The following is a 13,995-nucleotide window of genomic DNA, read 5'->3' on the forward strand; positions in this document are numbered from 1 at the left end:
AGTGCATCTCATGGGTATGATGGTGGCATAACAATGCTCCTACCTAACGCAGAACTAAGGATAGCCCATGCGTGAACATCGCCATCGCTGGCAGACACCGCAAAATTTCTTATTGCTCATTTCTATCATCGTCCCTATCGCATTTTCGACGTGGATGGCACTGCTCAATAACTTTGTGATTGAAAAGGCACAGTTTGATGGTGCCGATATTGGTTTGCTGCAAAGTGTTCGGGAAATCCCCGGTTTTCTTGCCTTTACGGTTGTGTTTGTTTTGCTGTTTGTACGAGAGCAGCGCTTCATGCTGATATCACTGGCCATGTTGACGTTGGGGACGGCATTGACGGGGTTCTTTCCTTCGCTGTTTGGCTTGTTAGCGACGACGTTACTGATGTCGACAGGCTTCCACTATTTCGAAACGTTGAAACAATCGCTGTCACTACAGTGGCTAAGCAAAGAAGAAGCACCGGAGATGTTGGGTAAACTGGTCTCGATTGGCGCATTGGCGTCGTTAGTCACTTACGGTGCGATTTGGCTACTGCTTGAGGTGTGGCAACTGAGTTTTCAGATGGTCTATCTGTTGGCGGGTGGGGTTGGCTTTGTGCTGGTAATGGTCATGGCGTTTGCTTTTCCTCAGTTTCAAACGACGGTGGTGCAGAACAAGAAGTTGGTACTGCGGAAACGCTATTGGCTCTACTACGCGCTCACCTTTATGAGCGGGGCGCGTAGACAGATCTTTACTGTTTTCGCAGGCTTCCTCATGGTGGAGAAGTTTGGTTATTCCGCTGCCGATATCACCTTGCTGTTTTTGGCAAACTACCTGTTCAACTTTTTGTTTGCCAAACGTATTGGCCGTTTTATCGGTGTGGTGGGTGAGCGCAAAGCATTGACCTTTGAATACGTAGGTTTGATCTTTGTCTTTGTCGGTTATGCGCTGGTGCAATCCGCTGAATGGGCGGCCGCATTGTACATCATCGACCATCTCTTTTTTGCCTTGGCGTTGGCGATTAAAACGTACTTTCAAAAGATTGCAGACCCTGCGGACATGGCGTCAACGGCTGGCGTCGCCTTTACCATTAATCACATTGCCGCGGTGGTGATCCCAGTAACATTCGGTGTGATTTGGCTCGTGTCGCCTGCCAGCGTGTTTTACATTGGCGCGTTTATGGCGGCGATAAGTTTGCTGCTTTCTTTCAATATTCCCGCTAAACCGGAAGAGGGCAACGAGACTCGGGTTCTAAAGTGGAGTTAACAGGCTTGTTCTATTGGGGCAAAAATAAAGGGATGCAGTGCGCATCCCTTTGTGATCATCAGAACGGGTACCAGAAGAGCTGAGGCTCTAGGACGCGTTTGGCAATGGCCAGTGTTACGATAAGCGCAATGCCCATCATACACAGCTTATCGGAGCGACTCAGCGGCTTTAAGCTGTACCAAGTTCGTTGGTTGTGACGGCCAAAACCACGCAGCGTCATCGCGTTGGAGATTTGATCGGCGCGATCGAGGCTCGAGAAAATCAGTGGACCAAGAATTTTCGCGACGTTTTTCATGCGTGTGAACAGGGGCGCTTTTTTACTCAGTTCGACCCCTCTTGCTTGTTGTGCATGCATGATATTGACGAAGTCTTTTTTCACTTCCGGTAAATAACGCAGTGTTAAGCTCACCGCATAAGCGATTTTGTACGGCACGCCTAAACGGTTCAAACTGGCGGCAAACTCGGTTGGATGGGTTGTGAAAACAAACACCAACGCAATCGGGAACATGCTGAAATACTTGAGCGTGACCGTCAGTAGATAGAACAAGGTTTCCTGCGTCAAAGAGTATTGACCGGGTAATGGCAATAAGACCGTCGTTGAGCCCATGAACTCGCTGCCTTGCTGTGGTGCAAGGGCAAACATAAACAAGGCATTGATCAACAATACGCTGGCGGTGCCGAGTAGCAATGGCTTGTAAACATGAAAAGGCACCTTGGTCATTTTGAGTAGCCCAAGGCCAACGATGATCAACACGCTGATCAAGCGCAGGTCGAATGTGGTTAAGACGACCGTCACCCAAGCGATGAACAGCAAAAACTTGGTGATGCCGTTAAGCTTATGCAGCGGAGATTGGGTATCGATGTAATTGATACCAAACTTCATTTTGTTGTCTTTCATGCCACATTTCTCTCAACGGTTTTCTCTAAGCGAGAAGCTTTTTCTACATCAATAAAATGCTGCATAAAGGCGTTGGTTTCAGCAATGTTTAAGCGCGTCGCAAGCTCATACAGGCTGGTGGTGGTTAGGTTCGCTCTATCCAGCAATGCAGGGTTACTGAAAACATCCGTCATCGGCGCGTCGGCCACAAGCTGGCTATCTGCAATCACGATGGAGCGTGTGGTGTATTCCAGTACCAAGTGCATGTCATGAGAAATGATCACGACGGTGATGCCTAGCTCTCGATTGAGTTTTTCAATGAAACTCAGCATTGAGGTGTAGTTGCGGTAATCCTGACCTGCGGTGGGCTCGTCGAGGATCAACAGTTCAGGCTCTAGGGCGAGAATCGAAGCGATGGTGACGCGTTTCTTCTGGCCGTAGCTGAGTGCTTCAATTGGCCAATGACGATATTTGCTGAGACCACACAATTCGAGCACTTCAAGCACCTTGTCGTTGACTTGCTGCTCGTCCCAACCTCGATTGCGCAGGCCAAATGCGACTTCGTCAAAAATCATATGGTGCGAAATCATGTGGTTAGGGTTTTGCATCACCACACCCACTTTTTGACTGCGCTCGAAAATGGTCAGCTCGCTAAGATCTTGGCCGTTTAAGTACATCGCGCCGTCATCGGGTTCAATGACGCCCATGATCAGCTTGGTGATGGTCGATTTACCGGAACCATTTTTGCCCAATATCGAGACAAATTCGCCGCGTTGCACATTGAAACTTACCCCTTCTAATGCGTTTTTCTCACCATCGTAGGAGTAGGTTAAGTTGCGCACGTCAAGCAAAGTCTCTGAACGAATGTGGTTGTTTGTCGTGTTCGCTTGGTGAAACCAATCTGCCATTGCGTGCTGATAATTGGCCAAGGGTAACTCGCTTAAGCTTGAGGGGTGATCGTCTAGCGCAAGATGGCAACCAGCGGATTTTAGCGCCGTTAGGTAAAGCGGCTCGCGAATACCATATTGTGCCAATAATGGCGAAGCAAGCAGCTCGTCTGGCGTGGCATCAGCAATGATCTCACCGCCTTCCATCAGAATGATGCGGTCGACGTGACGATGCAGCACATCCTCGAGACGGTGCTCGATGATGACCACGGTTTTGCCTGTCTTGCGGTGGAGCTCATCAATGATTTCAATGGTGCGCTTGCCGGTTTTTGGATCGAGCGCTGCCAAAGGTTCATCAAACAGCAGAATATCGACATCATCCACGAGAATGCCTGCCAGTGAAACACGTTGTTTCTGTCCGCCCGAGAGATCGTGTGGCGAGCGTTGCAACATTTGCTCAAGGTCCACCATCTTCGCGGTGGCTTTCACCAGCGAGTACATCTCAATATTGGCGGTGAGCTGGTTTTCAAGTGCAAACGCGATGTCTTCACCGATGCTTAAACCGACAAATTGGCTGTCGGTGTCTTGCAGCACTGTCCCCACCTGTTCGGTGAATTGGTGCATGGCGAACGTCGCTGTTTCTTGACCGTTGATGGTCAAAGAGCCGGACACTTCACCTTTGATTGCGTGGGGGATAAGCCCATTTAAACACTGGCCAAGGGTAGATTTACCACTACCACTTGGACCAATAATGACGATTTTCTCTCCTTTCTCTATCCTTAGATTGATATTTCTTAGCGTCGGTTTGTCCAGCGACTCATATCTAAAAGAGAAGTTAGAAAATTCGATTGTCATTCGACATTAAGCCTCTGTTAGGTTGCGGCTTTGTTTATTGCGTTTCGCTACCGATTTCAAAATGAAGTAGCCAACGATAGCGATTAATACGGTGTTACCAGAAGCAATGATGGTGAGCTGCGTGAACACTTTAGTGAACGGTTCTGCATACAAAATGGTGTCGAGAAACGCGGAACAGCCGTAACCAAATACGTTGCCAAGCAGTGCGAGCACAACAAAGAGAGAGAAATCTTTGAGATTGAATTCGCCTTTCTCTAAGCGATTACGAGTAAGAGAAGGGAATAGACCAATGATAAGGCCGACAATGCCCGAACCAAGAACCCAGGTTAGCCAAACGCCCCAGCCGGCAAAAAGATCCGTGACCCAGTGGCCAATAAAGCCCACCAAGAAACCCACTAAAGGACCAAACAGAACCGAAAATAGGGCAAGAACCGCCATGGCTGGTTTGAGGGTGGTGTTTGCAAACACGGGGATACCAAACATGGGTAACCCACCAATACCATAAAGAGCAGCACCGATGGCAATCACCACAACGGTTTTAGCGGAAAGATTCATAGATAACCTCAGTTCAATTGTCTAAAGAACGTAACTTGCTGTTTTCGTTATTTCCTTCAAGGCTTTAACCAAGAAGTGGCACGATGTTGCGCCTTGGATTATTTTTTCAGCAAGTGGAAAAATAAGGCGAGCATTATACAGAAGAAACCCTCAAGTGGGAATGCTATCTGTCTGGATGTCTAGAAAGCAATCAGGGGCTTAATGTCAGCCCCTGATTACAATAAAACGTAAAATTAATGATCGAGATAGAGGTAGTTTTGCCAGCTCTTCATACGAATAAGCACTTTACGCATGATGGAGACGTGGGTGAAACTGTCTGAGTACACCGCCACTTCCACCGCAGTGCCCATTGGCAGATGATACTCGCTCAAATCATCGGTGATTCGCAACGTCGCAAATACGCGGCCACTGGTGCGCAGCGCTTCCGTGCCGAGTAGTGCGCCACGAGCTTGAAATTGGCTTTCACCAATGGCTGGAAGCACCTCAATCACTTCACCTTTAAAGACTTTACCTGGCAAGGCGCGGAACATGAATTCGGCTTCAAAACCCGGTTGTAGGCGTTGAAGTGAGTTCTGACGAAATGCCGCCGTGTAGATTTTCTCTTCACTGTGGACAAACGTCATCACAGGCGCCAGTGGTAATGGCACTGACATTACACCCGGGCGCAGCGCCAATTGGGTGACATAACCGTCGGTCGGAGCGCGCACAACGGTCTGCTCAAGGTCAAACTGTGCTTTGCGCAACTCCGCTAATAGCTGTGCGACCTGAGTGTTTTCACCACCGACTTCGGAATCCAAAGCAATCTGCGCTTGCTCTTGCTTCGATTGTGCGACTTCAAGAGCGGCTTGCGCAGCTTTGAACGCTTGACGAGTGGTGTCCATTTGTTGCTCTGTGAATGCGCCTTTCTCGTAGCCACGCTTATAACGTTCGTATTCGCGTTTCGCTTTATCACGCTCGGCGATGGCTTTGATAACGGCCGCTTCCGCTTCCTTCAGTGTGGACTCCAGTCCAAGTGCTCCTTGGCTGGCTTCTTTGACTTTAGCTTCGAGCTTGGCCACTTCTGCTTCAAATGGGATAGGATCAATACGGAACAGCACATCCCCTTGCTTGAGCGGTTGGTTTGCTTGAACGGGCACTTCAATCACGCGGCCGCGAACGCCCGACACGATTGGAGTGGTTGAGTAAACTTGATTGCCCAATTGAGTGAATGGGTGGTTATAGTTCATCAATAAAATCAGTGTACCGATGAGCACAACGCCACCCAAAACCGCGGTAGGTACCGTCCATTTATTCAATGGAATCTTAAAAATCTTAAAAATCGCAATACACAATGCGGTGTAAGTGAGGATCAACAGTAAATCCATTATTGCTTCTCCTCTTCACTGGTAATGACGGGCGTGGCAGGCGCACGTTGCGCATTTCTCAATTGATCCACTTCCTCACGAAGCTGTTTGACTTCATCAATTAATTGATCAACGCGATGGTGCATGTCGTGCTGTTCTTCTTCGAGTTTTTGGAAGCCCCAACCGCGCTCTTTGCGCCATAAAGTTGCCCAGATCCAAAGGAAAGGCCAAATGGTATGTAGAGTGAATAAACTTACCCAGCCTGCGTAGTGAATAGCGTCTTGATGTGGGTGTTCACGTTCTTTAGCGATTTCGTAAGGGATATCGTGAATCACGATGATGCCGTAGAAAATCACTAAAGCGACGAAAACAAGCAATCCCAATGCGAAATAATCGAGAAACATCTTACTTCCTTGCTCTAATTGAATTGATGAAAATTGGTAAACAAAAGGTGAACCAAGTGGGATAAGTATTCGCGAAATCTCTCATTCACGCAAGGCAATAATGAAAACTATCAAGTGCTTATGGGATGGAGCGCAAGGAGTGCATAAGTAGGGTATTGAGTGCAACAAAAAAGGCGGCTGCGCCGCCTTTAATCGAAATGAAAAGGTTACTCTTCAATACAAACTTGGTTACGGCCGTTGGCCTTGGCGCGATACAACGCTTTGTCGGCGCGATAGAAGGTGCGCTGGGTATTTTCGCCGTCACGATGCATGGTAATGCCAATCGACACCGTTAGGCCACGCTCACCAAGAATTTCTCGCCAACCAAACTGGAAAATACGTTCACGATAATTTTCGGCATGCAGCTCTGCTTTCGCTAAATCGGTATTTTCAAGAATGACCAGAAATTCTTCCCCACCAAAGCGCACGCAAGAAGCGCCACGAAAGCGGAAATACGCCGCCAACTCCGATGACACATTGACAATCGCTTTATCGCCCACCAAATGGCTAAGCTCATCGTTGATCGATTTAAAGTGGTCGATGTCAATCACCATCAAGGCAAATGGAGTATCGTGTAGCAACAGATCCTTCAGTTTGACATCCAACCAACGACGGTTATGCAAGGCAGTAAGAGGATCGGTGAAAACGTCTTGTTGTAGTTGAGCAACGGTGTTCTTGTGTTGCTGAGTGGTCTCTTTGAGCTCCTTGTTTTCGATTTCAGACAGGATTAATTTCAACTGCAATTCAAAACGAGAGATACGGCGTAGTTGAGCTGACCCCAACTCACTGATGGGAATATGTTTCATCAGATCGCTTTCGATACGGAAGCCTTTTTTCTCGAAGACCAACGCCTCTTTGAACAGCCCTTGAGCGGCAAGAACTTCGCTCATTGCCTGATAAAACTGCTTGGCAATGATAGGGGATGCTTTCATCTCGATGTTTTTGGATGAACTGGTGAGCAGCAGATTTGCCAACTCTTTTTTACCAATGGCACAAAGCGAGTAGGTCATCTCAATGCGGTTCATCACCGATAACCAAGTGGAGTTCAAGTTGCCTGAAATGTATTGAACTTTGGAAAGCGATAGCAGGGCTGAAACGTAATCTTTCTCAAGACGATGGATTTTCGCCTGATAGAGAAGAATTTGCCCAGAAAGAATTTTGTCACTGACGAGGATGCTCAGTTCTTCACACTCTTTGAGCAGATCCTTAGCCGCGCTAATACGACCGAGGTTAATGTAACAAGCGAGCATGTAGAGCTTGTAACGCAGGCGTAATGATCGGCTACTGATGGCGTGATCGATACCATCGATTTTTTGGTAATAGCGCAGTGCGCGTTGATGATCGCCATACGCGTCGCACAAGTTGCCCATCCCCAATACTGAGGTCACATATTCATCGAGAAAACCGTGTTCGACGGCAATGTTTGATGCCCCAACGTATTCATTGAGCGCACCGGCGTAATCCCCAATGTCGACTAATCGCTCACTGAGATTGGCTTTGACCGTCAAAATGTCTTCCGCATTTTCCGGTAGAGTGAGCAGCGACAAGGCTTCTTTCAATTCATCAATACTGAGCTGTACTTGTTTCAACTTGAAACGATATTCTGCACTGATGATGTAGCAGTGGGCTTTTTCAGTATTGGTGGAGGCGACGTGTTGCCTCACGTGGTTCCATAAGATGATCGCTTCTTCACCAGACACAGAGGTTGGATCAAAACCGGCATCAGTTACTTTACTCAGCAGCTTTTCCATGTTTTTTCTTTCCCTTGGTCTTGGTTCTGTGTGAATCCTCTAATTGTTCCAGTGTGAATGGGAAGGTGAGGATATCTTGCAAAGAGAGTTGAGGTAGCGGGCCGTTCAGCCCTCGGCGCTGCCACGGGTAGATCGAAATCATGGTGGAGACGACATGAAAAAGGGCGTCTGCAGGTTCGTCTTTTTCACTGATTAACATGGCCACGCGATCGCTACTCAAGCGAGAGATGAGATCTTTTGGTGTCGACAAGCTATGCGCTAACTCGGTACACACTTCCAGATACGCAGGTTCAGCATGTTGGATCATGATGATGGAATGGTTGGCCTGCTTGAGTTCGGTTTTAAATAAGACCAGTTGTTCCCACCAATAGGTTTCAGACACCACATTAGAAAACTGACGCTCTGGATCGTATTCGTGCTGGGCTCGAATGCGGTTAATGAGTTTGCGAGCTCGCTGTTCGAGCTGACGTTTGGAGCTACGTGCTTTATCTAGGCCAACGCGGCTAGTTTGCTCTCGCAGCATTTGCAGAGAGTAGTGGCGATACTTGCGAAAGGCTTGATAAGCCACCTCAAAGTTGCCTTGCTCTTCCGCCACTTTAGATTGCTGGAAACAAATTTGGCTTAACAGCTCACCATTATCAAATTGCAACGCAGAGATTTCAGCTTGATCGAGTAAGACCGAAGCATTAAGGGTATTTTTTCGTAGCAGCTCTAAACGCGCGCGGCTGATAAAGGAATGGGCTTTCATCCAAGTGAGGTTGTGCTCAACCGCAAGATCATGTGCTTTTTTGGTTGCCTCGTCGGCGGCATCCAAACGCTCCAAGCCGAGTAAGGCCAGACCGCGAAAATCCCAGATTTCCGCTTGCCATGTGTTGTCGGGGTAGTCTTTGAGTACTTCGCTAGCCCCATCCAAGATGGTCAGCATTTCCACGTAGTTATTGAGCAGGTAGTAATCCCAAGCCAACAAAATACGCGCTTTGCCTTCCGCCCAGTTGATACGTGCATTGTTTGCAACTTTAACTGCGAGTTCGTGTGTCGACGCAGCCAGTTTGTAATCGTTGGTGATGCGCCAAACATTGCCCAAACCAATTAACGCTTCAATTTGTATCTCGGTTTCATCAATTAACGCAGATTGCTCCAGCGCGTTAATCCAGTATTGCTGAGCAGAGTAATATTTGGCTTGCCCCCAGTATTGTAGGGCATGCAAGTGGAGAATTTGTGGTAGTCGATCGTCGTTGTCGAGGCGGTTTTGTTTGCTGTGGGCTTCTTTGATGAGTTTTAAGCCACGGCGGTAATCCATCAAACACCAACAGCAGTGGGACTGGATTAAAAGGGCTTCAATTTCCGCTTCTGGGTAGACAATTTGCTCGGCGCGGATGTAGCACTGCTCGGCAACTTTCAGTACCTCCGCAGGCTCACTATTTACGCGAGCTTTGATTTGTCTGAGTTCAGCGTCTAACTGAAGTTGGCTTTTATCCAAAATTTACATCCATGCGATTCAGTTGGCGTACAACACGTTCATTATATTGACGTGTCAAAAATTCGCATCATTCATCCGCAATAATTTACTGAGTTAATACTAAATGAATGACAATATTGGGTGTCGTTTCACATAATCTTAACCCAGACAGACGATAGTGCTAGGACAGAAGCTGTTTAATGGTCAATGGGCTATCTGTAACACCTAGTCGTTGGGCTGGCGTTTGTCCATGTTTATCTTGGTAGCATAAATTATGCCAAGCTCTAAAGATGTCGAGTAATGGTAAGACGCCACCCGGTCTAAGTTTTCGTCTTGGTTCGTTGACAAATCCTTCAAATAACAACTGAAAACGTGACTGATAGAACGAGATATTTCGCGTGGTTGCTTTGTTAAACCATTGTTCTGGCTGATTTTTGTTACCTGCAAGATAACAAATACCTTTGAGTTTGCTGCCTTGGTTGGCAATCGCCCAGCGATCTCGCCACCAACTCATGTAGACAATGTCAAACTTTTCAAATGATTGGGTTAAATCCCAACTAGGATCTTCGTCGACATACAGTAGGTCAACATTTTGACTTTGAATTCGAGGGAGGCAAACACTCAGTGCCGCAGAGCGTAATAGCGGATCTTGTGGCATGTAAAGTGAGACGCGTCCAGCTTCGTTGCACATATCCAGCACATGCAAATAATGCGCATAAGAGGTGTAAGGCGGACGAACTACGGCTCCTTTCGTCGGGTAGTTGAAGGTTGCCATATTTCCCATAGGATCTTCAACGTTGCCGCGGGCCAAAATGGTTTGGTATTTCTGGTCAATACGTTCACGCAGATAATCAGACGGTGTGTTTTCTGGCTCTTTTGCCTCAGCGGTGTACTGCGGAGAAACGAAACGTGAAACCGCTTCATAGGGGTTGTGATCAACCGTACCTAATGGCTCTTCTTTGGCAGAGTAATTCACATGTTGGCAAAGAATATAGCCAGAATGCGCGTCACCTGTGGCCATCCAATACACACCATTGTCGCTATTGGGTTGCAAGCGTTGGTAATGAGAAGCGAGTTCGTAATTGAGCGCATGATTGACCCATCGCGCATCAATCGTTGCCAATTTACGGCGGCAACGGCTGGCAATGTGTTCAACATGGTCATAAAACGTTTTTGGGTTGATGGCCAGTTTACGGCAAATCTCGCGCACCGAGTAACCGGTGAACAACAAACCCATCAAGTTTTCTTGAAACTGAAGCTTCTTGTTGGCGCCAGACCACTTATCGACAAACGTGGATTGACAGGATTTGCAGCGATAGCGTTGGCGATCACCACTATAGCCAAAGGCATGGTAGAGATGTTTGTGGGTATGAACAGAAAGGCCAAAGTTTGCGCAGTCGTCGTTACGACACGCTGGCAAACCATCACTGTGAAGTTGACGTAAGCGATGCAGCTCATTCAACACTTCACGGTTGTTAAGTAAGGGGGGGAAAGCTCCACATTCACGACAGACCATCGCTGGACGCTTAGGGTTCGCATGTTGCAAAACGTATCGTTTTGCATCGCTCAGACCAAAGTTGTCACACGCCAATGTTTTACAAAAGTTGAGTTGTAACCCATCTGCGTCTTTTGGCAGTTCGCCGTTAGACACGATCGCCCCCTCGGGATTATTCGGATGGCTGGGCGAACCCAGCCAAAAAACTTAAAGATTGATTGCTGTTTCTAGCGCGACTTTCATCATGTCGTTGAACGACTTCTGACGATCTTCAGAGCTTAGTTTCTCGCCACGGATGATGTGGTCAGAAACAGTCAGAATAGTCAGTGCTTTTGCTTTTAGATCCGCAGCCACACCGTAGATACCTGCTGCTTCCATATCCACACCTAGGATGCCCAGTTTTTCCATCTTCTCGAAGATGTCTGCTTCTGGTGTATAGAAAAGATCTGCAGAGAATACGTTACCGACTTTTACTGGTACGTTTTGCGCACGTGCTTGTTTCACCGCTTCTTCCAACAGACCGTAATCCGCCAGTGCAGCGAAATCGTGATCGTTAAAGCGGATACGGTTTACTTTAGAGTCCGTCGAAGCACCCATGCCGATCACAACGTCCATCAGGTTAACGTCGTCGCGCACCGCGCCACAGCTACCAACGCGGATAACATTTTTCACGCCGTATTCAGCGATAAGCTCGTGAACATAGATACATGCAGATGGGATACCCATACCGTGGCCCATAACAGACACTTTTTTACCTTTGTAAGTGCCAGTGAAGCCGAACATGTTACGAACGTCACAAACTTGTTTTACATCTTCCAAGAAGGTTTCTGCGATGTACTTAGCGCGTAGCGGATCGCCTGGCATCAGTACGGTTTCTGCGAAATCACCTGGTTGTGCGTTGATGTGTGGGGTTGCCATAGTATTCTCCAATATTTCTATTGAGGTAATTGTCATCAAAAACAGAGTCAAATTACCAATTCTGTTGAAACTGTTTTCGTTCGTTGAGGCAATACTAGCTAGATAATTCGCCATTCCATGAGAGGTGGCTCACAAAAGCTCCTGATTATACATTTATAACCCCGATTGATAACTAAAAATGTTGAAACTTAAAGGGCAATCGATTTGCCATGGTTGAAGCGCGTCACGGGGGCGCTGGGAGGGGATGGGAGCGTCGCAATTTATGGGGTAATTGTTACATGTTAATAACCAATGACATGGTTTAGTAACGTTAATTGTGGATTTTTTCTTTATGTGTACAAAAAAAATATTTGTACAACTCAAGTTTGCTTGCTATAAATTGTACAAGTAATTTTTTTGTACAAGGGTGGCGAGCATGAATTCTTCTACATTAAAGATCGGTATCAGTGCATGCGTGTTGGGTGATCAAGTCCGTTTTGATGGGGGACACAAACAGAGTCGTTTTGTGGTTCAGGAGCTGATGCCACACTTCTCCTTTGTACCCGTTTGCCCTGAGGTGGGGATGGGAATGCCTGTACCACGCCCGACGATTCGTCTTATTTCGAATGAAGAACGAATCGCGATGGTGGAAACCAAGAATCCAGACAAAGATTACACTGAGCAGATGCTCTCTTACTCTGAGCAGCAAGTTGATCGATTAATGGCGCACTCTTTGAGTGGTTACATTGTCTGCGCAAAATCACCCACCTGTGGCATGGAGAAGGTCAAGGTCTACAAAGCTCATGGCGCGGAAAAAGAGGGCGTTGGTTTGTACACTCAAACGCTGATGCGCAAAATGCCTTGGTTACCGGTAGAGGAAGATGGTCGCCTAAATGATCCTGTGCTGCGTGAAAATTTCATCACTCGTGTTTATTGCCTGCATGATTTTAATACCAACGTGCTAAATCAGTTGTCGCGCAAAAGCATCGTCGAGTTCCACTCTCGCTACAAACTGACCTTGATGGCGCATCATCCGGCGTCGTACCGCTCGTTAGGGCGTATGGTGGCATCCATTGCGGAGTACGATTTGCAAGAGTTTGCCTATCAGTATCGTGAAGGACTGATGAAAGCCTTAACCCATCGTGCGAGCCGCAAAAACAACACCAATGTGTTAATGCATCTGCAAGGTTATTTTAAGACGGCACTGAACAAAGAGCAGAAAAGTGAATTGGCTCAAGTTATTCATGATTACCGAACAGGTTTATTGCCACTGTTGGCACCGTTGACTTTGATTCGCCACTACTTAAATACCCATCCTGATGGCTATTTAGAAAGCCAGAAATTCCTTAAACCTTATCCTCAGGAGTTGAAACTGCGTTATGGATTGTAAACAACCAATGGACAAAAAACTGTATGCCATTCGCGAAGTGTCAGAGTTAACAGGGGTAAAACCTGTGACGCTCCGAGCCTGGCAAAGACGTTACAATTTGGTCCAGCCAGAGCGTACTGAGAAAGGGCATCGACTCTACAGCGAAGACAATATTGAGATGATTCGCGAGATTCAAGGTTGGCTCGCCAAAGGCATTGCCATCGGCAAGGTGAAAGATCTGCTGGCAAATCCCGACGCCGAAGGCGCGTTAGCGGTGGAGAGTCGTGAGTTAGATGAAGTTGAACGAATGTTGTCGGCTCTGTCTGTACTGAACGCAGGTAAGGCTGAGTCGGTGTTAAATACGGTGCTGAAAGAGTATCCATTTACGGTGGTTTGCGATCAGTTCTTATATCCGGTCATGACGGCATTGGAGCGGGTTAAAAGTACCACTCGTAGCCTACAAAAAGGCTTACTTCGCTCTATGCTGCATACTCGTCTCACCTTTATTGTCGAAGCGGAGCGGAAAGCGGCCACGAAAGGCAAGTGCCTACTGCTTTCCTATGAAGGCGGAGACTTTATCGCGGGATGGATGGAGGCGGTGACGTTAAGCGAGCAAGGTTGGTATGTCACCTTGATTGATGGAGTGGAAGATCTTTCTGCGCTCGATTTTGCCGATGTCGCCGAACATTATCAGCGTGTGCATATTTTCTCGCATCGAGCGTTGCAAGAGAAACAACTCAACATGGTTAAGTCCATGCTGGATAACAACAAAGTTACGTTGAGCGATGTTTTGGCTCGACTCCAATTTGGGTAGG

12 protein-coding genes are annotated in these 13,995 nt (G+C 47.3%); 3 read left to right on the forward strand and 9 right to left on the reverse strand.

All coding sequences use genetic code 11. The features are described from left to right. Positions 1–67: 67 nt before the first annotated feature. On the forward strand, positions 68–1,249 hold the full coding sequence (locus tag PQQ36_RS16515; protein WP_101957843.1) for an MFS transporter: 1,182 nt from the start codon (positions 68–70) through the stop codon (positions 1,247–1,249). A gap of 58 nt (positions 1,250–1,307) precedes the next feature. Here the strand turns inward: PQQ36_RS16515 and PQQ36_RS16520 are convergent, their stop codons facing one another. The 9 genes from PQQ36_RS16520 to deoD all read right to left on the reverse strand — a co-directional run bounded on the left by PQQ36_RS16520 (position 1,308) and on the right by deoD (position 11,832). Next, positions 1,308–2,147 (reverse strand): energy-coupling factor transporter transmembrane component T family protein, encoded by an 840-nt coding sequence (locus PQQ36_RS16520; RefSeq protein WP_130246895.1) that lies wholly within the window; start codon positions 2,145–2,147, stop codon positions 1,308–1,310. Continuing rightward, on the reverse strand, positions 2,144–3,868 hold the full coding sequence (locus tag PQQ36_RS16525) for an ABC transporter ATP-binding protein (RefSeq protein WP_225470898.1): 1,725 nt from the start codon (positions 3,866–3,868) through the stop codon (positions 2,144–2,146). The genes PQQ36_RS16520 and PQQ36_RS16525 overlap by 4 nt, the downstream gene beginning before the upstream one ends. Positions 3,869–3,874: 6 nt before the next feature. Beyond that, positions 3,875–4,423 (reverse strand): ECF-type riboflavin transporter substrate-binding protein, encoded by a 549-nt coding sequence (locus PQQ36_RS16530; RefSeq protein ID WP_011082383.1) that lies wholly within the window; start codon positions 4,421–4,423, stop codon positions 3,875–3,877. Between the two features lie 233 nt (positions 4,424–4,656). Then, positions 4,657–5,787, reverse strand: a complete 1,131-nt coding sequence (locus PQQ36_RS16535) for an HlyD family secretion protein (protein ID WP_011082384.1) — start codon at positions 5,785–5,787, stop codon at positions 4,657–4,659. After that, positions 5,787–6,170: a DUF3302 domain-containing protein gene (locus PQQ36_RS16540; protein ID WP_011151747.1), complete on the reverse strand. Its 384-nt coding sequence runs from the start codon at positions 6,168–6,170 to the stop codon at positions 5,787–5,789. The genes PQQ36_RS16535 and PQQ36_RS16540 overlap by 1 nt, the downstream gene beginning before the upstream one ends. 206 nt (positions 6,171–6,376) lie before the next feature. Then, positions 6,377–7,960: a GGDEF domain-containing protein gene (locus PQQ36_RS16545; protein ID WP_045621301.1), complete on the reverse strand. Its 1,584-nt coding sequence runs from the start codon at positions 7,958–7,960 to the stop codon at positions 6,377–6,379. After that, on the reverse strand, positions 7,941–9,440 hold the full coding sequence (locus PQQ36_RS16550; RefSeq protein WP_263139478.1) for a tetratricopeptide repeat protein: 1,500 nt from the start codon (positions 9,438–9,440) through the stop codon (positions 7,941–7,943). The genes PQQ36_RS16545 and PQQ36_RS16550 overlap by 20 nt, the downstream gene beginning before the upstream one ends. Positions 9,441–9,600: 160 nt before the next feature. Then, entirely contained in the window at positions 9,601–11,070 is a 1,470-nt protein-coding gene (locus PQQ36_RS16555) for a hypothetical protein (RefSeq protein WP_015727570.1), read from the reverse strand. 51 nt (positions 11,071–11,121) lie between these two features. Next, positions 11,122–11,832 (reverse strand): purine-nucleoside phosphorylase, encoded by a 711-nt coding sequence (gene deoD, locus PQQ36_RS16560; protein WP_011082389.1) that lies wholly within the window; start codon positions 11,830–11,832, stop codon positions 11,122–11,124. Positions 11,833–12,247: 415 nt separating this feature from the next. Here deoD and PQQ36_RS16565 point away from each other — a divergent pair, with 415 nt between their 5' ends. After that, positions 12,248–13,201 (forward strand): YbgA family protein, encoded by a 954-nt coding sequence (locus PQQ36_RS16565; RefSeq protein ID WP_080537051.1) that lies wholly within the window; start codon positions 12,248–12,250, stop codon positions 13,199–13,201. Further along, complete coding sequence (locus tag PQQ36_RS16570; RefSeq protein ID WP_273661850.1) at positions 13,191–13,994, forward strand: MerR family transcriptional regulator; 804 nt, start codon at positions 13,191–13,193, stop codon at positions 13,992–13,994. Before PQQ36_RS16565 ends, PQQ36_RS16570 begins: the two co-directional genes overlap by 11 nt. The last annotated feature ends 1 nt before the right edge of the window (position 13,995 follow it).

This window comes from Vibrio sp. CCUG 15886 (genome assembly GCF_028570825.1).
GTDB lineage: Bacteria > Pseudomonadota > Gammaproteobacteria > Enterobacterales > Vibrionaceae > Vibrio > Vibrio vulnificus_B.